At 23.3% G+C, this 19,850-nt stretch carries 19 protein-coding genes; 15 read left to right on the forward strand and 4 right to left on the reverse strand.

The genetic code is table 11. From position 1 onward, the window contains the following. Positions 1–3: 3 nt before the first annotated feature. Positions 4–1,752, reverse strand: a complete 1,749-nt coding sequence (locus tag AC5SL8_RS00745) for a hypothetical protein (RefSeq protein ID WP_494580101.1) — start codon at positions 1,750–1,752, stop codon at positions 4–6. A 151-nt stretch (positions 1,753–1,903) separates the two neighbouring features. Here AC5SL8_RS00745 and AC5SL8_RS00750 point away from each other — a divergent pair, with 151 nt between their 5' ends. The 11 genes from AC5SL8_RS00750 (at position 1,904) to AC5SL8_RS00800 (ending at position 13,919) form a co-directional block, all read left to right on the forward strand. Then, positions 1,904–3,661, forward strand: a complete 1,758-nt coding sequence (locus AC5SL8_RS00750; RefSeq protein WP_494580102.1) for an ATP-binding cassette domain-containing protein — start codon at positions 1,904–1,906, stop codon at positions 3,659–3,661. Continuing rightward, positions 3,662–4,966, forward strand: coding sequence for a phosphoenolpyruvate mutase (gene aepX / locus AC5SL8_RS00755; protein ID WP_494580103.1), 1,305 nt, complete (start codon positions 3,662–3,664; stop codon positions 4,964–4,966). It begins immediately after the preceding gene. Positions 4,967–4,971: 5 nt separating this feature from the next. Beyond that, the gene (gene aepY / locus AC5SL8_RS00760; protein ID WP_494580104.1) at positions 4,972–6,090 is read left to right on the forward strand and encodes a phosphonopyruvate decarboxylase; all 1,119 of its coding nucleotides are present in this window, start codon (positions 4,972–4,974) and stop codon (positions 6,088–6,090) included. A 2-nt stretch (positions 6,091–6,092) separates the two neighbouring features. Further along, positions 6,093–6,947: a pyridoxal-phosphate-dependent aminotransferase family protein gene (locus tag AC5SL8_RS00765; protein ID WP_494580105.1), complete on the forward strand. Its 855-nt coding sequence runs from the start codon at positions 6,093–6,095 to the stop codon at positions 6,945–6,947. Positions 6,948–7,073: 126 nt separating this feature from the next. Further along, a complete protein-coding gene (locus AC5SL8_RS00770) occupies positions 7,074–7,466 on the forward strand; it encodes an adenylyltransferase/cytidyltransferase family protein (protein ID WP_494580106.1) in 393 nt (130 codons plus the stop codon). Next, positions 7,436–7,849: an adenylyl-sulfate kinase gene (locus AC5SL8_RS00775; protein ID WP_494580107.1), complete on the forward strand. Its 414-nt coding sequence runs from the start codon at positions 7,436–7,438 to the stop codon at positions 7,847–7,849. The genes AC5SL8_RS00770 and AC5SL8_RS00775 overlap by 31 nt, the downstream gene beginning before the upstream one ends. A gap of 112 nt (positions 7,850–7,961) precedes the next feature. Then, positions 7,962–8,732 carry a phytanoyl-CoA dioxygenase family protein gene (locus AC5SL8_RS00780; protein ID WP_494580108.1) on the forward strand — a complete coding sequence of 257 codons (771 nt, stop codon included), beginning with the start codon at positions 7,962–7,964 and terminating at the stop codon, positions 8,730–8,732. 6 nt (positions 8,733–8,738) lie between these two features. After that, positions 8,739–9,242: a hypothetical protein gene (locus AC5SL8_RS00785; protein ID WP_494580109.1), complete on the forward strand. Its 504-nt coding sequence runs from the start codon at positions 8,739–8,741 to the stop codon at positions 9,240–9,242. A 329-nt stretch (positions 9,243–9,571) separates the two neighbouring features. Continuing rightward, positions 9,572–9,868 carry a hypothetical protein gene (locus tag AC5SL8_RS00790; RefSeq protein ID WP_494580110.1) on the forward strand — a complete coding sequence of 99 codons (297 nt, stop codon included), beginning with the start codon at positions 9,572–9,574 and terminating at the stop codon, positions 9,866–9,868. Between the two features lie 6 nt (positions 9,869–9,874). Next, complete coding sequence (locus tag AC5SL8_RS00795; RefSeq protein ID WP_494580111.1) at positions 9,875–10,789, forward strand: hypothetical protein; 915 nt, start codon at positions 9,875–9,877, stop codon at positions 10,787–10,789. A 328-nt stretch (positions 10,790–11,117) separates the two neighbouring features. Next, positions 11,118–13,919: a sulfatase-like hydrolase/transferase gene (locus AC5SL8_RS00800; protein ID WP_494580112.1), complete on the forward strand. Its 2,802-nt coding sequence runs from the start codon at positions 11,118–11,120 to the stop codon at positions 13,917–13,919. On the opposite strand, the gene AC5SL8_RS00805 is transcribed toward AC5SL8_RS00800, so the two are convergent. Beyond that, a complete protein-coding gene (locus AC5SL8_RS00805) occupies positions 13,916–15,055 on the reverse strand; it encodes a hypothetical protein (RefSeq protein ID WP_494580113.1) in 1,140 nt (379 codons plus the stop codon). The two genes, AC5SL8_RS00800 and AC5SL8_RS00805, sit on opposite strands and share 4 nt — an antisense overlap. Further along, positions 15,055–16,035 carry an SGNH/GDSL hydrolase family protein gene (locus AC5SL8_RS00810; protein ID WP_494580114.1) on the reverse strand — a complete coding sequence of 327 codons (981 nt, stop codon included), beginning with the start codon at positions 16,033–16,035 and terminating at the stop codon, positions 15,055–15,057. The genes AC5SL8_RS00805 and AC5SL8_RS00810 overlap by 1 nt, the downstream gene beginning before the upstream one ends. A 79-nt stretch (positions 16,036–16,114) precedes the next feature. Between AC5SL8_RS00810 and AC5SL8_RS00815 the strand changes: the two genes are divergently transcribed. The 4 genes from AC5SL8_RS00815 to AC5SL8_RS00830 all read left to right on the forward strand — a co-directional run bounded on the left by AC5SL8_RS00815 (position 16,115) and on the right by AC5SL8_RS00830 (position 19,089). Continuing rightward, positions 16,115–16,942: a class I SAM-dependent methyltransferase gene (locus AC5SL8_RS00815; RefSeq protein WP_494580115.1), complete on the forward strand. Its 828-nt coding sequence runs from the start codon at positions 16,115–16,117 to the stop codon at positions 16,940–16,942. Between the two features lie 19 nt (positions 16,943–16,961). Continuing rightward, positions 16,962–17,189, forward strand: coding sequence for a phosphopantetheine-binding protein (locus AC5SL8_RS00820; protein WP_494580116.1), 228 nt, complete (start codon positions 16,962–16,964; stop codon positions 17,187–17,189). 18 nt (positions 17,190–17,207) lie between these two features. Further along, positions 17,208–18,638 (forward strand): MBOAT family O-acyltransferase, encoded by a 1,431-nt coding sequence (locus AC5SL8_RS00825; RefSeq protein WP_494580117.1) that lies wholly within the window; start codon positions 17,208–17,210, stop codon positions 18,636–18,638. A gap of 250 nt (positions 18,639–18,888) precedes the next feature. Next, positions 18,889–19,089 carry a hypothetical protein gene (locus AC5SL8_RS00830; protein ID WP_494580118.1) on the forward strand — a complete coding sequence of 67 codons (201 nt, stop codon included), beginning with the start codon at positions 18,889–18,891 and terminating at the stop codon, positions 19,087–19,089. A 9-nt stretch (positions 19,090–19,098) separates the two neighbouring features. On the opposite strand, the gene AC5SL8_RS00835 is transcribed toward AC5SL8_RS00830, so the two are convergent. Beyond that, positions 19,099–19,797 carry a glycosyltransferase gene (locus AC5SL8_RS00835; protein WP_494580119.1) on the reverse strand — a complete coding sequence of 233 codons (699 nt, stop codon included), beginning with the start codon at positions 19,795–19,797 and terminating at the stop codon, positions 19,099–19,101. Positions 19,798–19,850 lie beyond the last annotated feature (53 nt).

A 19,850-nucleotide genomic window follows, 5' to 3' on the forward strand; every position in this document is an offset into this window, starting at 1 on the left:
TATTTAATAATCGTTATATTGTCTTTTTCTTATTTTAAGATTTTTGAGGTTAATTGTATGTCTCAGTTTATATTGCAATTGTATTTTCAACATCTGAAAAAAAATATCATTCTTATATTTAAATTTTTTTAAATTTTTTAATGACTCAGCCCAAAAATTTTCCTCATTAATATTTCTTGATATGACGTGATTAGGTATAAGGGAACATTTGCTATTTATTAATTCTTTTTGAATAACTAGAAAAGCCCTACATTTATTCACTTGTTTACTAGTTAATTTTTTCATTTTATTAATATTCATTAGTTTTTTGACTATCTCTTTTTTTGAACGAGTCATTTTGATTAAATTTAAATTTGAATATGACGAATTATCCACGAAAATACTATTAATCTTAAATGCAGGATATTCTATGCCTGCTGTACCATGCGAAGTTAATGCTACATCTGCAATTTTTAGGAGTGAAGAACTTTTTAAATAATTTGGAAATAACTTTATATTTTTATGTTTTGTTACTAAGTTTTTAATAATATTTTTGTGGTTTTTTTTTGAATTGTAAAAAAATTCTGTTGGGTGGGGTTTAATAATCCAATTCACATTATTAATTTTTGGAATTAGTTTAAGTATATAATCTGTCCAAGTGTAGTTGTCTTGAAAATTTACTCTTGGACCATTATGAAAATTACGGTCAATGTAATGATTTAAAAAAAAAACTACAATTTTTTTTTTACTCCATTTAAATTTATCAATTAACGTATTTTTGGAAATTTCCTTAATTTTAGTATTTCCAAATTCTTTAATACGAGCATCTATTCCAAAATTTTTACTATTTAGATTTTTAATATATATTTTTTCAAACAATTTTAAAATTTTTTTTTTATTACACGCATATATTTCATTAAAAATTTTTTGTGATATGTTATATCTGTAATCGTGTCTTTGTTTCCAATTTGTATATCTTCTTAAAGAAATATAATCCTCACCACATCTAGCAAAAATCTCTATTTTTTTTTTAAGACATATCTGAAAAAAAGAGTTTAAAGGATTAAATGCAGTTTCAGATTGAACACTAATTTTAATTTTTTTGTTTGTATTTAATAAATATTCTATCTGATCGCACATAGCCATACAGTCAGCTAACAAAACTATAAGTTCATTATTTAAATTATTTAAAGATGATACTCCTGTATATCTAATGAACGTATCATAGGTAGATAGACCAATATTAATCCCATTGTAATTAATTTTACAAAATTGTTTGATTGTTTTTATATTTTTAGAAATCTTAAATGCTTTATAAAGATAAAATAATCGTTTTTTGAAATTTGGATTTTTAAGATACAAAAATTTTTTAATTCCATAACTTCTAAAAATAATTTCACCTTTTAAATCACCATATCTCATTATTGCAGTTACATTATAATTGAAATATTGATTTAAAAATAATGCAGTTATAGCATTAGTAACAGTGTAAGACGGGTGGTTAATAAAGTTTTCAACTATAATAGTTTTTTGATCAAATTTAGATTTTTTTTTGTTTATCCATTTTTTATTATTTGCTTCTATGAATTTCCTAAATTTAAAAGATTTCAATGGATTAATTTTATTTCGATTAAATGTAAATAAAATAAAGTCTATAAAATTGATTTTTCCTAAAAAAAAATTTAGGTACTGTATTTTTTTGCTTAAATCTTTTTTTTCATAAATTATGAAACATATTAAATAATTGATAATAAAGATTAACTTATTGCTCATAAATATTACTAGTGGCACAAAAGTATTCTAGATATAAAATTACCTAAATAAAGATAAATTAATTTGTTAAATAATAAATTTTCATCTTTATCATTTGTAAAATGTTATATAGATTTATTTCTATTTATCTAATAAATAATAATATCAATTAATGATTTCAAAAATAATATATATTGTAGAAAAAAAATTCTTTTTACAAATATTTTTTTTATTTTTCCTGCTGATCATTTCAACTTTTTTAGAGTTAATTAGCATTGGCTCTATACCTATTTTTTTAATGGCAATATCTGATGTCGATCAATTTTTTGATAAACTGTCATTTTTAAATAATTTTAACTATATGAAATTAGATAATACTATGAACTTAATATATTTCGTTAGTTTTGGAATTATTATTATTTTTTTTCTGAAGAACTTATTTTTATTTTTTTCAAATTATTATCAAGGTAAATTAAGAAAACACATTAGAGAAGATATAAAAGAAAAAATTTTAAAGACATATTTATTTATGCCTTATAAATTTCATTTAAACTTTAATCCCTCGCTATTAGTAAGGAATATTACTCACGATAGTATTCACGCATCAGATGTCTTATTCATAGTTATAACGATTTTAAAAGAATTAATTTTATTATTATTATTACTCTTGGTGTTAATATTTTCGACACCAATCAATACATTTCTTTTAATTATACTTTTGTCTTTAATAAGCTATGTCTTTTATTTTCTTGTAAGAAAAATTATAAAAAAAGCAGGTATAAATTTACGACAATCCTCAGGGCTTGAATTAAAAAATTTATTACAATCATTTGGATCAATAAAGGAAACAAAAATATTATCTCGAGAAAATTATTTTTTAAATTTAGTGAAATTCAATATAAAGAATATTGAAGACTCTAAGTTTATTTCTGGACTTATTTCCTCGGTTCCAAAATTAGTCTTAGAAGTGGTAACAATTTCATTAATAACTTTTGTGTTAATTTTATACTTTAATCTAGGATACGAATTTAATCAAATATTGCCGAAAATAACATTGTATGTAGTTTGTGCTTTGAGAATGATTCCTGCTTTTAACACTATAACTTCCAAATTTACTATATTTAAACTTCATAGTATTTCATTAAATGCTATTTACAAAGATTTAAAAGACAACAAGCTAACTATAGAGAGCACAAATAGCTTAAAAGAAACTGATGATTTAAAAGAAAAAATTAATAAAATTTTAATAAAGAATATTAGTTTTGGTCATGAAAAAAATAGTTATACCTTAAAAAATATTTCCATGTCTATTTTGGCAGGTGAAAAAATAGGTATTTTGGGTAAGTCAGGGTCTGGTAAAAGTACTTTTGTTGATTTATTATTGGGGTTACATTTGCCAAATGAAGGCTCAATATTAATCAATAATCATAATATAAAAGATAACTTAGAATATTGGAGAAATAAAGTTGGTTTTATTCCACAAAATTTATATTTATTTGATGATACTATAGTAAGCAACATCACCTATGGCTTACTTGAAAAAGATGTTGACTATAAAAAATTCAATCACTGTCTTAAAATTTCAAATCTCTCAGGTTTTGTAAATAATCTAAAAGATAAAGAAAAAACTTTAATTGGAAATAATGGTATTAGAATTTCAGGAGGCGAAAAACAAAGAATTGGTATTGCGAGAGCCTTATATAATTTGCCAGAACTTCTTATATTTGATGAGTCAACTAGTGCTTTAGACTCTAATAATGAGAATTTAATCATGAATGAAATTGATAATTTAGACTATAAATGTACTAAGATAATAATCTCTCATAAATTGGGACCTTTGTTAAATTGTGATAAAATTTACGTTTTTGATAATGGTAGAATAATTCACTCTGGTAGTTTAGAAGAAGTAAAAAATAATTATACGATATAAATGAAAAAAAAAATTATTTACCTAAGCTTAACTGCTGACAACCTTCATCATGGTCATATAAAACTTATTCAAGAAGCAAAAAAATTTGGATTATTGATTGTAGGTTTATTAACTGATCAGGCTGTCTCTAAAAACAAAAGAATTCCTTTACTGAATTATGATCAAAGAGAAATGATAATTAAAAATATATCTGGAGTAAACAAGGTAATACCACAAAACGAGTGGGACGACTCTGTAAATATTAAAAAACTAAAACCTGATTATGTAATACACGGCGATGATTGGCTTCAAGGACCACAATCAAATTTGAGATTAAAAGTCATAAAAGTACTAAAAAAATATGGTGGCAAGTTGATTGAATTTCCTCACACAAAAGGAATATCTTCTACAGCATTATCTAGATATGAGATTGAGCAAGGAATACAACCTGAGTCTAGATTAAAAAATTTGAAAAAAGCTTTATCTGTAAAAAAAATAATTAGAATAATTGAGACTCATAGCCCAATTTCAGGAATAATCGCTGAGAAGGCAAGTGAAAATATAAATGGAAAGATTAATTATTTTGATGGATTTTGGTCAAGCTCTTTAACAGATGCATCTCATAAAGGTAAGCCAGACATTGAAGCTCTAAATATTTCTGAAAGACTTGAAAATATAAACAATATATTTGAAGTAACTTCTCGTCCATTGATAATGGACATAGATACTGGTGGTAAAGTAGAACATTTGAAATTAAATATTAAATCTTTAGAGAGATTAGGCGTTTCTGCGATTATAATGGAGGATAAGACTGGATTAAAAAAAAATTCTTTACATAAAAATACTTCAAATCAAAAACAAGATAGTATTAAAAATTTCTCTAATAAGATTAAATCAATTAAGTCAGTGCAATTAAATAAAGAATTTATGGTTATTGCTCGGATTGAAAGTTTAATATTGGGTAGAGGATTAGAAGATGCTTTAAAAAGAGCAAAAAATTATGTCAAAGCTGGAGCTGATGGAATCATGATACACAGTAAAAAAGAAACCCCAACAGAGATCTTTAATTTTGCTAAAAGATTTAGAAAAGATTTTAAAGATATTCCGTTAGTTTGTGTGCCATCGACTTATAACAATGTTAAAGAAAAGGAATTTGAAAAAAGAGGTTTTAATATTGTAATTTATGCAAATCACTTATTTAGAGCAGCATATCCTGCCATGGTCAAAACAGCTAAATCAATTTTAAGAAACGAAAGATCTAAAGAAATAGACTCTAGCTTAGCCACAATCAAAGAAATGTTAGAATTAATCCCTGGAACTAAATAGATTAGATGATTAATCCTGATAAATTTTCAAAAGCAGTAAAAAAAAATATCAAATTAGTAGTTGGAGTGCCTGATTCGTTATTAAAATATGTGTGTCACTCTTTGAAGAGCAAATTTAAAAAAAATTATATAATTTCTAATAACGAAGGCTCGTCAATAGCTTTTGCAATTGGGCATTATTTATGTACCAATTTGCCAGCACTAATTTATATGCAAAATTCTGGAATAGGAAATGCAATTAATCCACTAGTATCTCTAGCTCACAAAAAAGTATATGGGATACCAATGGTTTTACTGATTGGATGGAGAGGTGAATTAAAAAAGAATATACAACTAGCTGATGAACCTCAGCATCTAACCCAAGGTAAAATTACACTTGAGCAACTTAAATTACTTCAGATTCCTTATAAGATTTTAAATTCAAAAGAAAAAAAAATTGATACTTTAATTAAAAATTTAAAAAATCAAGCACTAAAAATAAAAGGACCTGTGGCGCTTATAGTTAGAAAAAATACATTTAGTAAAGTAAATTTGAAAAATGAAATTGAAAATAACAGATATCTTCTAAGAGAAAATATAATAGAAATAATTTTAAAGAATATTCCAAAAAACTCTATTATTGTTTGTACTACTGGATTGGCCTCACGAGAACTTTATGAATTAAGAAAAAAAAATAATTTAAATATTTGTAGTGATTTTTTAACAGTTGGTGGAATGGGGCATAGCTCTCAAATAGCAGCAGGGATAGCTTTTTCGTCTAAAAAAAAGATTGTTTGCATTGATGGAGATGGTTCAATTTTAATGCATCTAGGAAGTATTATTAATAGTTCAAAACAATCTAATTTAACACACATATTAATTAACAATAATGTACACGATTCTGTAGGAGGCCAAACCACAAACTCTAGTGCTATTGATTTTTCAAAAGTAGCAAAAGAACTTGGATACAAAATTTGCAAAAGAGTTTACAAAGAAGATGATATAAATAATGAGGTAAATAAATTAGTAAGAAAAAATGTCTCTTCTTTTATAGAGATTAAAAGTAATCCAGGATATAAATTGGGTATCGGAAGACCTAAGGAAACTCTTTCATATAGAAAGAAAAATTTTATGAAGTTGATTTAAACATGAATGATATTAAAAAAATTACAAATAGATATAATAAATCAAAAATTTTATTTACTGCAGGACCTGCAAGTTTAATAGATGAAAATGTTAAAAACTTAAAACCTTGTTTTGGAAGGGGAGATAAAGATTATTTAATAACAGAAAAAAGAGTTTTAAAAAAAATTAATAAAATTGCAGGAAATTTTAAAAATATTGTGTGCAACCAGGGTTCAGGAAGTCTTTCAATTGAAATTGCAGCAAAAAATTTTTTATTTGGTAAAATTCTTGTAATAAATACTGGTTATTATTCAGATAGAATTAAATATATATTAAGTAAAATACAAAAAGAAAATTTAAATAATATAAAAAAAATAACTGAAATAAACTGGGATAAAATTGATGAAATTAGTGAAAAATTTGATTGGATATTTTGTTGTTACACAGAAACTAGCATGGGTTTAAAACTGTCAATTTCTGAGATAAAAAAACTCTCAAAAAGAACTTCATCAAAAATTATGTTAGATGCTACTGGCTCGATTGGTCTTGAGTCAAATCACAACGTGGCAGATGTTGTAACTTTTAGTTCATGTAAGGGTTTATTTGGTCTGACTGGTGCAAGTTTTATTTGCTTTGATCCTAAACCAATAAATGAAGTAAATTCATTTTACCTTGATATAAACACGCATATTAATAAAAAAGTTACAGGACCATATCACACAATTTATTCACTAGACAAGGTGTTAGAAAAGCACGAAATTTATAAATATGCTGTAAAAGTGAATAAAGAAAAAGCTTTAATAAAATGGAAAAATTATTTGTCAAAAAAAACAAAAAACCAACCACTTCTATGCACCCATGTAAAAAAAAAATATTAGTTAAAAATAAAAAGGTTATCATGTATCAGCCTAGAGTAAAAATAGATGGAAATATAATTTGCCATTTAGGTGAAGTACATTTGGGAAAAAAATCTAAAGGACAAATATTAGATTATTTATCTTAAAATGAAGAAAATTTTAGTTGATATGTCTGCAACCCTGATTCATCATGGACATATTAGGCTTTTAAAGAAAGCAAGCAAATTTGGGCAAGTGATAGTAGCATTGACTGATGATCATGAAATAAAAAAACATAAAAATTTTACGCCCGAGCTAAATTATAAATTTAGAAAAGAGATTTTGGAATCAATAAAATATGTAAATAGGGTAATTAAGTCACCTTTTTATATAAATGAAATTTTTCTAAAAAAAAATAAGATTGATCTTTTAGTCCATGGAAATGATAACAAAAATATTGTCCCAAAAAATAAAATACTTACTTTTTATAGAACAAAAGGTATAAGCAGTACAATTTTAAGAAAAAAAGCATGCAAAAATCAAAAAAAAAAGCTGGCTTAGTATTCCTAATAGAAGGTTTTTCCGGATCAGGCAAGAGTACTTTGTCAAAGTTATTACACAAAAAAATTGAAAAAAAAATTGGTAATACAATAGTTTTAAGTGGAGATAATTTTAGAAAAGTTTTGAATTTAAATAAATACAAAAAAAATGACAGAATTAACAATTCTCATTTATTTAGTAAATTAATCAATTTACTGTCAGAAAGGAATATTAATGTAATATTTAGTATTGTTGGATTGAATAAGAAAATAAGATCAATATATAAAAAAAATATAAAAAATTTTTTTCTAATTTTTATTGATACTGATATTAATAAAATAATTAAGCTGAAAAAAAAAAACATATATATAACCAAAAAAAAAATATTGTTGGAATTGATATAAAGGCCGAATATCCTAGAAATGCTGACTATACTATAAAAAATGATTTAACTAAAAATTTTTCAAACCAAGTAAAAAACTTTATAAAATCCAAAGAATTAAAAAAATTCATTTCATGATAAGTAAAATTCTAAAAAAAAAAGAAGTTTTTATTTATAAAAGCAAAGGCTATGTACATTGTAAAAACTTTATTTCAAAGAAAGTTTTAAAAGAACTTAATAAAAATATTTTAGAAATTGAAAATTATCCTGAAACACTAAATAAATGGATGAAATATTTTGATCCAAAATACGATAATAGTTCCATGGTATTGACAAGAATTGAAAATTTTGTTCAGTATAATATTTTTTTTAAAAATTTTCTTAAATCTAAAAAATTACAAGAAAATCTTGAGTTACTTTATGGTAAAAAAGTAACTTTGTTTAAAGATAAATATCATCCAAAATTTCCAGGATCAAAAGGATTTGATGCACATCAGGATGCTACAATTTGGGAGGGCATGTATAATATGAAAAATTATATTACGCTATGCATTATGTTGGATGACACAACGAGATCTAATGGTGCATTAGAGTTTGCGGAATATGATCCAAATAAAAAAGTTTTGATATCAAAATCTTGGAGTAAAATTTCTACAAATAATCAAAAGAAATTAAAGTGGAAAAAGATATTTGCAAAAAAAGGAGATGTTATTTTTTTTGATGATTATGTTCCACACAGATCTTCAAATAATATTTCAAAAAATAAAACTAGAAAATCATTATTTATGACTTTTAATGATTTCAAATTTGGTAGTAAAAGAAAAATATATTATAAAGATAAGAGAAAAAGTTATCCACCAAATTTTGAAAGAAAAGATAGTAAACAATATATATTTAAAGCTTAGACTGATTTGATAAAAGACTCATTAAGATCATTAACTTCATTTATTCAATTAAATTTAAAATTTATTTTTAATTTTTCTCAGAAGAAAACTTTAATATTTAATTTTCCAAGAGAACAAGTTGCGAAAAAAGACATCAACTATATTCAAGATTTATTTAAGGACTTAGAAAAAAAATATTTAGTTGTTTATATACATAAGATAAAAAATCAAAATCTTAATTTAAAAAATAAATATTATATGCATCAGTATTTATTGAAGTTTATTTTTAATGTAGATTTTTTTGTATCAAATTATATAAGTGATTTTTTTCCATTTAAATCAAAAAAAATTTATATACATCACTGTATTACAGATAGTCCATTAACAGATATTAAAAAAAATAATGAAATAGCAGCAAGGTTTTATTGTTATAATTATATTTTGATTAATTCGAAATTTGTTAAAAAATATTTTAATCAAATATTATCAGAATACTGTAAAAAATTTAAAAAAAAAATACTTATCAAGTAATAGATGTCGGATACCCTAGGATTGATTATTTATTAAAAAAAATAAATTTAAAAAATAAAAATAAATCAATTATAATTGCACCAGCAAATTTTATTGCTTTTAAAAATTTTAGTTTAATTAATGATCTAGAGTTTATAATTGATAATTTATTAAAATTTTTCAGTTTAAAGGTAATTTTTAGACCTCATCCTCAAAATAGAAAAGATATTTTAACTGAGAATTTTAAATTTAATGAACGATTTGCATTTTTAAACAAATATCAAAATGACAAGAGATTTATATTTGATACATCTGATAATTATTTAAAAAATTATTCAGAATCTAAATTAATGATATCAGACTTATCTGGAACAGCTTTTACTTTTGCTTTTTTAACAAATAATCCAGTGTTATTCTTCTCAAATAATGAAAAAAAATTCCAAAGACTTTATAATACCTTTGAACACTTCAAATTAAGATCTAAAACAGGAATAGTTTGTAATAAAAAAAAATTATTTTTGCGAAATATGAATAAATTGATAAAAAATAAAAAAAATTTTTCATCATTAATTAAGTTAGAAAAGAAAAGATTAACCCAACTAAGCAATGCTAAAAAAAATATTAAAAACTTTTTTGAAAAAATTTAATAAAAAATGATCATAGATTTAATTAAAAAATTTATCAAAAACTATACCATTAATAAAAAAATATTACTTGGTGCAAAAGCATTATTTGTTTCAAGAAAAAATTATAAAAAGATTGATAATATTAATCAAACAGAATTAAAAATATTTTCACAAAATGGTGAAGATGGTGTTATAGATTATTTACTCGAGTCTTTATTAATACAAAAGCCTAAATTTGTAGAAATTGGTGTGGGCGATTATTCTGAGGCCAACACAAGGTTTATTTTTGAAACAAGATCTCCGAAAGGTTTAATTGTGGATTGTAATAAGCATTTAGAAAAAAAAGTTAAAAAAAATATTAAACTATGGAAGAGTGATATAAGTATTGTTGAAGATTTTGTGACATCCCAAAATATAACTTCAATATTAAAAAAAAACAATTTTCACAACCAAGTAGATTTATTTAGTCTTGATGTTGATGGAATTGATTATTGGATTTTAAAGGAATTACCTAAAAATTTTTCAAAGATTGCTATTTTAGAATTCAATCCATATTTTGGCTCCACAAAATCAATAACTATTCCTAATATAAAAAATTTTGACAGGTCAAAATATCATAGTTCAATGCTATACTTTGGCATGTCTTTAAAAGCAGCCATTGATTTAATGTCTAAAAAAAACCTTACTTTTGTTGGTAGTAACTTAATGAGAAATAATGCATTTTTTGTGAGAAAAGATTTATTAAAAAAATTATCTTTAAAAAATATAACTCAAAAAAACTTAAAAAACTATGTTGATGCAAATTTTAGAGAAGGAAGAAATACAAAAGGAGAATTAAGTTACCTTTCTAAAGATGAAATTATAAAAAAAATTAAAAATTGTGAAGTAATTGACTTAAAAAAAAGTATTAAATTAAAAATAAAATCAATTAAGATTAAATGATAAGTTTTAAGAGTTTGTTCTGCGCTACTTTTCCACGTAAAATTTTTAGAAAAATTTTTTGCAATTTTTTTTAGACTGACAACATCATATGAAAAAATTCATCAGTATTTTTCAAAAATTTTTTTTCTAAATTCAAAGTCAATTTGCTTATATTCCTTATTTTTTTTTAATGTATCAGGTCATGTATAGTTAATATTTTTTTAGAAAAATATTGTTAAAATATCTGAGTAATTTTAAATTAGGGTATTTGGGACAATAATCGCCAAATTTATTTTTATGCTCTAAGCTGTTTAAGTATCTGTTTTTATATATATAGTAATACTAATAAATGATTTTTTTTTATATATTTTTTTTAAGTTTTTTTTTAAGTGCGCTTTTAATACAAGATAAAAGTAAATTTAGACCTCTATCCCCATTATTGCTAGTAAATATTTTAATCTTAGTTTTATATTTATTTGTAGATGAAATTACAGGATCAGGATTCACAAGATCATTTTGGTATCATCTTAATTTTAATCTAAATTCAGGAACTTATGCTCCATATTTTTTAGTCTTTATATTAGATATTTTTTTATTAATATTAACTATTTTACTTGGTTATTTCCTTAGCTTAAAAATAAACCTATTAAAAAATAATTTTAATCATAAATTATCTATAATTTTATTAATTTTAAACCCTGCATTTTTTTCAATAATTTTAAGTTATGTAGAATGGAAGAATTTTTATAATACAAATAATGATGAATTGGAAATATCAAATTATTATTATGATTTAGAGGATTTAGATAAAAAATTTGAAAAAAGAGATTTAATTTTTATATCTTTAGAAAGTTTTGAGAGAACATATTATGGTAAAAAATTGTCTAAAAAAATAGAATTAGACTTATTAAATAGAAAAGATACTTATGATTTTACAAATATTAAACAAATCAAGGATTATACTGACTGGACTATAGCAGGTCTAGTTGCTGCTAATTGTGGCAAGCCAATAACCTATGTTGATAATTCAAACTCATTAGATTTTTTTAATAGTTTTTCACCAAACTCAATTTGCTTGAGTGATTACTTGGATTATCAAAATTATGATCAATTTTTAATTCAGGGTTCTTCATTAAAGTTCGCAGGAAATGGAAATTTTTACAAACTACATAATGTACTAAATCAATTTGGTAAAAATGAAATCCAAAAAATTTTCAAAAATAAGAATTTAGAAATTAGTCATTGGGGAGTTCATGATAATCATGTTTTAGAATTTGCTGAACAAAAGATATTTGAATTAGAAAATATTGGAAAACCATATGCCATTTGGCTCAATACCCTAGATAATCATGCACCTTCAGGCCTTTTATCAAATTTATGTAAAAAAATTACACCATTTATAAAAAATCAAATGTTAAAAATTGCCAAATGTACAGATATCTTTGTAAATAATTTCATTAATAAAATTTATGAACAAGATCTAAATAAAAATAATCTGATAGTAATTCATTCAGATCATTTATTAATGAATTCTTTTTTTCAAAAAAATTTTTTTGATGATGAAAATGAAAGAAGAAATCTTTTTTTGATTATTGATCCTTATAAAATTGATAAAAAGAAATTTTTTGAAGCAAGTGGCAACCATTTTGATATACCGGCAACTATTTTAGATTATCTTTACAATAAAAACAAAATTGGTCTTGGCAAAAGCCTTATGAAAAATAAGTTTACATCTAATGATTTAGATTACTCAATATCACCTGATTTTAATGATTTTAAGATTATAAAAAAATATGAAAAAGAAATAGTTAAAAAAGAAAAAAATTTATTCAATTACAGTTTCAATTTAGATTTTAAAAATGAAAGCTTAGTTTTTCAAAATGGATTAAATATTAAACTTCCTTTGATAAAAACAAGTAATAATATTTATTTATCAACAGAAGATGTTGATGGTAATTCAAAAGAGCGCCTACATGATATTATTGTAAAACATAAAAATGATATCATTACAAATAATGAACTAGATATTATTGCAAAATGTAGTGAAATTAATATTTTTTTTGATTTAATGAAAAAATGTGAATTTGGACTATTAAAAATTATAAAGGGAAATGATTATACATTAAAATTTTATAATATTAATGATGAAGATATCTATTATTTAGAAAATATAAATATTAAGTCTAGTTCAAATAAAGATATAAATTTTATAAAAGATAAAATTAAAAAATTTGAAAAATTACAACCTAATAATTCATTAAAGTATCTTGTCAAAAAAATTAAATTATCCATCAAAAATGTTAATCCTAATTTTTACACATATGTAAGAAATTTGTTTAGAGAAATAAAATATTTATATATTAAACTTAGATTAAATAATTTTTCTCAGCTCATCTTCAATTCTAATAAATATTCAATTAAATATGAAAATTTTATTGCACATGCTGGAGGAACTATAAATAATCATAAATACACTAATTCATTAGAAGCAATAAATTTTAACTATAAAAAAGGAGTTAAGTTATTTGAATTTGATCTAAATTTAACATCAGACAATCAATTAGTGGCTGTTCATGATTGGGAAAGCTGGCAAAATATGACTGATTATAAAAAAAAAATACCACCTAACAAAAAAGATTTTATTAATACTAAAATTCTAAAAAAATATACCCCTCTTGATTTAGATAAAATAATTAATTGGCATAATAGTCATGAGGATACAATTATATTTACAGATAAGTTTGATGATTTAAAAACTTTATTAAAAAGTTTTCCTAAAAATGAAAATTTTTACCATGAAATTTATGATGAAAAACAGCTTATTTATGCATTTGATAATGACATTAAAAACATAATAGTTTCTGAAAAAATTCTGAGAAACAATTTTTTTTCAGATATTTTTTTGAAAAAATTAAAAGATCACAACATTTATGGTTTGTCAGTAAGCAGATATTCTATTTATAAAAATTCAGAGTTTTTTAAAAAAGCAAGATTGTTAGGATTAAAAGTTTTTGTGTATAGATTAAATGATGGTTATCCTGGTGGAACAGAAAAAGAGTTAATTTGTAATTTTAATGAATATTTAGATGCTGTATATGCAGATTATTTTCCAAAATTTGGAACTGATAAAAGTATAAATTATTGTAATTAATATTTTAATAAATCTTTTTTGATCATATCAAAAATAAACTGAGCAATTAATAGATGCCCATATGGTGAAAAATGATTTCGATCAATAAATGTAATTTGTTCTGAATTATCAAATGCAATACCCAAATCTATTGTGGAATTTACTTCTAACAATTTATTTATTTTAGCTTTTCTCTCATTAATTAATTTTTTTATACCTTTATCTTCTAGGTCATAGGTTCCAGTTTGTGGATAAGTTGATTGAGTAAATTTCTTAAAATAGGTACCGTTTACACCAGACTGAGGATGTATAAATGTATAACATTTTAAATTGAAAGCATCACAAATATTATTTCTTATCTTTATATTTTTTTCAAAAACATCAACAATATCACTTAAACTAGTTTTATTTTTATCACTTAGAAAAAGATCTTTATTTTTTTGATTTAATTTCTGCTTAAACCTTAATAATAGTTGATTGAATGGTAGTGTGTTCCAAAAAAGTTTAAATGAATCTATAAATTTCAAGTGATATGGAACATTAAATAAATTTTGTGCATAAGAAAGATAATCTGTATTTACACCTTTTTTTATTCCTCTTTCAGCTGCTGCATCTAAAAAAAAAATAAAGTCTCCTTCATTAAATTTATCTTCAATAATATGTTTTATAAAAAGAATATTTTCTTGAGTTGATCCATATCCAGCTCTGCCGTAATTATAAACACATCCAAACTTGTAGTTATCATCAAGTATATTCTTAAATAACTGGGAAAAAGTTTTTTGATCCGTTACGTTGTATCCAAAAGTTATGCTAGATCCATAAAATGCAAAATTTGTTTTACAATTTTTATTATTAATTATTTTTCGCCCATCTTTATTTGAAATATTTACAAATTCTCTGCCACTCTTTTCTTTTTCCTTATATTCTGTAAACTGATCATAGACATAATGTCTATCTATCCATGTTTCTCTAAATAATTTTTCAGAGTCTAAATTTGAAAGATTTAATAATTCTAGTTGTTTTTGATTGTAAGCATTAGGCTTTTTATTCAATTTTGAATAAATCTGCCAAGAAATTGAAATTAATAAATTGATGATTATAAAAATAAAAATTAATAAAAAAAGATAATTTAATATTTTCTTTAAATAAAGTTGCATCAATTTTTTATATGTAACAATTTATTAGTATCAATGACATCAAAAATTTCATTCGCAATTATTTCATTTGCTTTTCCGTTGGGGTGATTATCGTCACTACTTATCCAGGAGTTTTTTTCATTATTTTTAAACTCTTTTTGAAGAGATTTGTATGGATTTATGGTAAGTATTTCATCTTCATTAAATCTATTATAAATATCTATATAAAGATTATCTAAAGAATTGTTTTCAGAAAAATTTGAGAAATCTGGTAATATAACTACTAAAAATTCTATATTTTTTTTCTCACATAATTCTCTTATTTTATTTACATTTTTTATAACATTTTGCCAATTTTCATTTTTTTTATTGTTAATTCTTAAATAATACTCATCTAAATTTTCAGCTGAACTAGATTTTAATACTTGATAAATAACAGATCCCAAAAAAAAATTTTTAACAAAAAAAGGTAATTTTTTTGTTGATAAATTTTTAGCATCATCAATAAAATATCCAAGTACTACTAAATCAGGATTAATAGTTTCATAATTTTTTTTAAATACATGATAATGAAACTCTGTATTGGTATGCATAATCCCTGTATTAACAGTGGTGGTTGTGTAGAATTTTTTATTATCATTTATTTTTTTTTCTAAAATTTTGGCAAATGTTTTATTTTCTTCAATGCCCCATCCCATTACTAGAGAGCTTCCTAGTACCATAATTTTTTTTTCATTATCAATGTTGTTTTTTGAAATGTCTTTACCTCTAAAACCTAATGAATTGAATCTTAAATTTACACCCATAATATCACCAGAATAATTTTTTTTATGAGACTTAAAAACTTTCTCACCCTCAACATTATTTACTATAAATTTATTAGCATATTTTAATTTTTCTAAAGTAGAAATTGTAAATAGTTTTGAAAATGTAATTAATATTATTTCACTAAAGACTAAAATGTAAACAGCAATCAAAATATAATTAAGTATTTTTTTCATGAAATCATATTAAAAGTTATTTGACATATATAAAGTTTACTATATAAGATTTCGTAAATTAATCACAATATATTAATTAATGAGCACTATCAGAAAAGAAACTGTTGAAAATTATTCAAAAAGAAATTCTGGTCATTATGATGACCCAACAAATAAAAATTTTCTTTATGGAAAAAAAACAGAAGAATTTGTAAAGAATATAACTTTTAATAATCAAGAAAAAGTGGTTTTAGATGTAGGATGTGGAACAGGATTTGTTTTTGATATCCTTGGTAAAAAAATCAATGATAAAAAGATAAATTTTATTGGAGTAGAGCCTGCTGAAGGTATGTTAGATGTTGCAAAAAAAAAATATTCTGATTTTGAAAATGTTGAATTTAAAGTAGGAACATTTTCTGAAATACCGCTTGATGATAATAGTGTAGATAAAATTACTTCAACTCTTGCATTACATTGGGTCCCTTCAATCGAATCTTCACTTAAAGAGATAAAAAGAGTCTTAAAACAAAATGGAAGTCTAGATATAATGCTCACAGAAAAAGATGATGGTGCTAGCTTTAAAAATCCTATTATTTTAGCAATGAAAAAACATTTAAATTTTAAACAAATAATGAATGCTGCAACATTATCGCAAAGATTATCAACTACACATATGAGAGATCACCTCTTAGAGTTTTTTGATGAAAATGACTATGTAATTAATGTAGAAAATGTAAAACAGAAGATTTTTGGAAATTTTGATGAGCACATGAAATGGTGGAAATCTAGATCAGAACAAATTATCTCTGAAATTGAGAATAAAGATAGTTTTTTGATAGATTTAAAAGTTGAATTGGAAAAAATTAATACCAAAAATGGTATTCCATTTGATTTAAGTTTGCTTTATATAAATATCAAAAAAAAATAAACCTAAAAAGTTAAATATTATGGATCAAAATCAAATAGCACAAAAACTAAAAAAAATTATTGAAAAACAAACAGAAAAAACCATAAAAGATGAATTTGTAGATATAGATATTGACTCATTTACAATGATGTTAGTTATTACTTTTGCTGATCAAGAGCTAGGTGTGAGATTAGATATGGAACAACTAGATTTTGATAAATTTAAAAGTCTAAATGATTTAGCAAAAGTTATAATTGATAGCAAGTAATCATCAATTAATACACTGATGCTTTTTCACAGCACCACATTTTTAATTTTTTTTGTAATTGTTTTTTTACTTTATTTAAAATCTAACCATTTTTTTCAGAACAAAATTCTTTTAGTTGCAAGCTACATATTTTATGGTGCTTGGGAATGGAAGTATTTAGGTCTTTTACTTACCTCAACAATAACTGACTATTTTTGTGCATTATTTATTGATAAAAGTGAAAAAAAAAACAAAAAATATTTCGTATATATAAGTATTTTTGTAAATTTATCTCTATTAGGAGTATTTAAGTATTACGATTTTTTTGCGCTAGAATTTAGTAATTTAGTAAACGTTTTTGGACTTGAAATAAATCCTACTTTCCTTAACATTGTTTTGCCTATTGGAATATCTTTTTATACATTTCAAACTATAAGCTACACTGTTGATGTTTATAGGGGCAAACTAGAACCTTGCAAAAATTTTTTTGATTTTGCATTATATGTTTCCTTTTTTCCTCAATTAGTAGCAGGTCCAATTGAAAGAGGGATAAGATTTTTGCCCCAAGTATTAAATAAAAGAGATTTAAATTTTAAAAATTTTAAAAAAGGTTTGTATTGTGTTTTTTGGGGACTGTTTATGAAAACTGTTATAGCTGACAATATGGCAGACATGGTTGATCCAATATATGACATTAATAGCACAAACCAGAATGGAGCATTGGTATTTATAGCAACTTATGCTTTTGCAATTCAAATTTATTGTGATTTTTCTGGTTATTCTTTAATTGCTATTGGTTTAGCCAAAATGATGGGGTTTGAACTAATGGAAAATTTTAGAAGACCTTACTTTTCAAAAAATATCTCTGATTTTTGGAGAAGATGGCATATCTCATTATCCTCATGGTTTAGAGACTATATGTTTTCACCTTTGTATATTTATTTTCAAAATTCTAAAATCTTCAGGGGGAAAAGTATTCAATTTCGTCATTTAGTATTTTTTATGGTTGTATTATTTCTTACAGAGTTTTTGTTGGGGCTTTGGCATGGAGCTGGATGGAATTATGCTTTTTTTGGAGTTTATCACGCAATACTTATTGGGGGATATTACTTTATAAAAAAATATTGGGATAAAATTGAGAATAATTTACAAATCTTTATTACATTTAATTTAGCATGCATTGGCTGGTTAGTATTTAGATCTGAAGGATTAACTCACTCATATGATTTATTTAAATTAATAATTACTAATTGGACAATCGATGAGTTAACGATTAATTATATAGTGAAATTTTTAATATTATTTTCAGGTCTTTTCGTTCATGAAATAATTGAGGAGATAAAAAATAAACGATATGCAATATCATATTTACCAAAGATTCTTCAATATTCTTTATATACACTAATAGTAGTTTCAATGATAATGTTTGGACAATTTGGGGTTAAAAAATTTATATATTTTCAATTTTAAATGAAAAAAATAATGATAATTTTTGTTGGAATATTATTTTTCATGATTGCTTACTTTTTTCTTTTTGAAAGTTCATTTGTTGGACAGATTAATTATTTTTAATTATAAAATTACTAAACAGTTTTTTAGTCAAAATATTTTAATAAAAAATTCCTTATGTATGTTAAACTCATAAAAATATGAGGGATTTAATTTGCCTAATTTAGAGGCTAGGGTAATTGGGTGCCCTTTAATATACTCTAGGATTGCTGTGTTCAGAGAAACATGCCAAAACTCAGCAATGTATTTTGATCTTAATGATAAAGTTACGCTTATAGATTCTATCAATCCGTTAATGAATGATGAAGGTTTTAAAACTCAACTAATTAAAGTGGGCAAGTTAAGAGCAAACATGTTTTTGTGGGATAATTGTTCAAAACAAATAATAGATGATTATAATATATTTAAATAATTAAATATTTTATTTTTTAAAGTAAATAATCAATAAATTTTTAAGTGTTCTTAGAACTTCTAGTTTAGGAATTTTAGATTTACCTTGAGTTCTATTTTTAAATTGTATTGGTATTTCATAAATATTATAACCAAGTTTATTCAAAATAAAAATTGTTTCCATGAAAAAACTATAACCTTTAGAATTAACCATATGCAAATCGAAATTTTTTAATTTAATTAAATTAAATCCTCTAAAAGAAGTTGTAAATTCATTAGATTTTATATTTAAAATATGCTTTATAATTTTGTTGCCAATTACACTTAAAATTAATCTTAAAAAAGACATTTCACACTTGCCTCCATTTATGTATCTGGATCCAATTACAAAAGAATTGGTGTCTAATAAATCAATAATTTTTGGAATCTCCATAGGATCATGAGATAAATCAGCGTCAAGGGTTATAAGTTTTTGGTAGTTATTTTCTTTTGAATACTTGAATGCTAGTTTATGAGCTGTATCTAAACCTAATTTTTTTCCCCTTATAATAACTTTCAAATTAGACATTGTTTTTTGAAGGTCTTTTAACAGTTCACCAGTCTGATCTGGACTATTATCGTCAATAACCAATATATCAGTATCTTTATTTAAATTAACTATCTTTTCAATTAAGATCTTAATATTTTCTTTTTCGTTATAGGTCGCTGTAAATATTAATGTTTTTGTCATAAAAAAAATAGTGTATTCAAATTTTTAATAAGTAATAAGATAAATCTTAATCA

Source organism: Candidatus Pelagibacter sp. PS_41, from assembly GCF_059417725.1.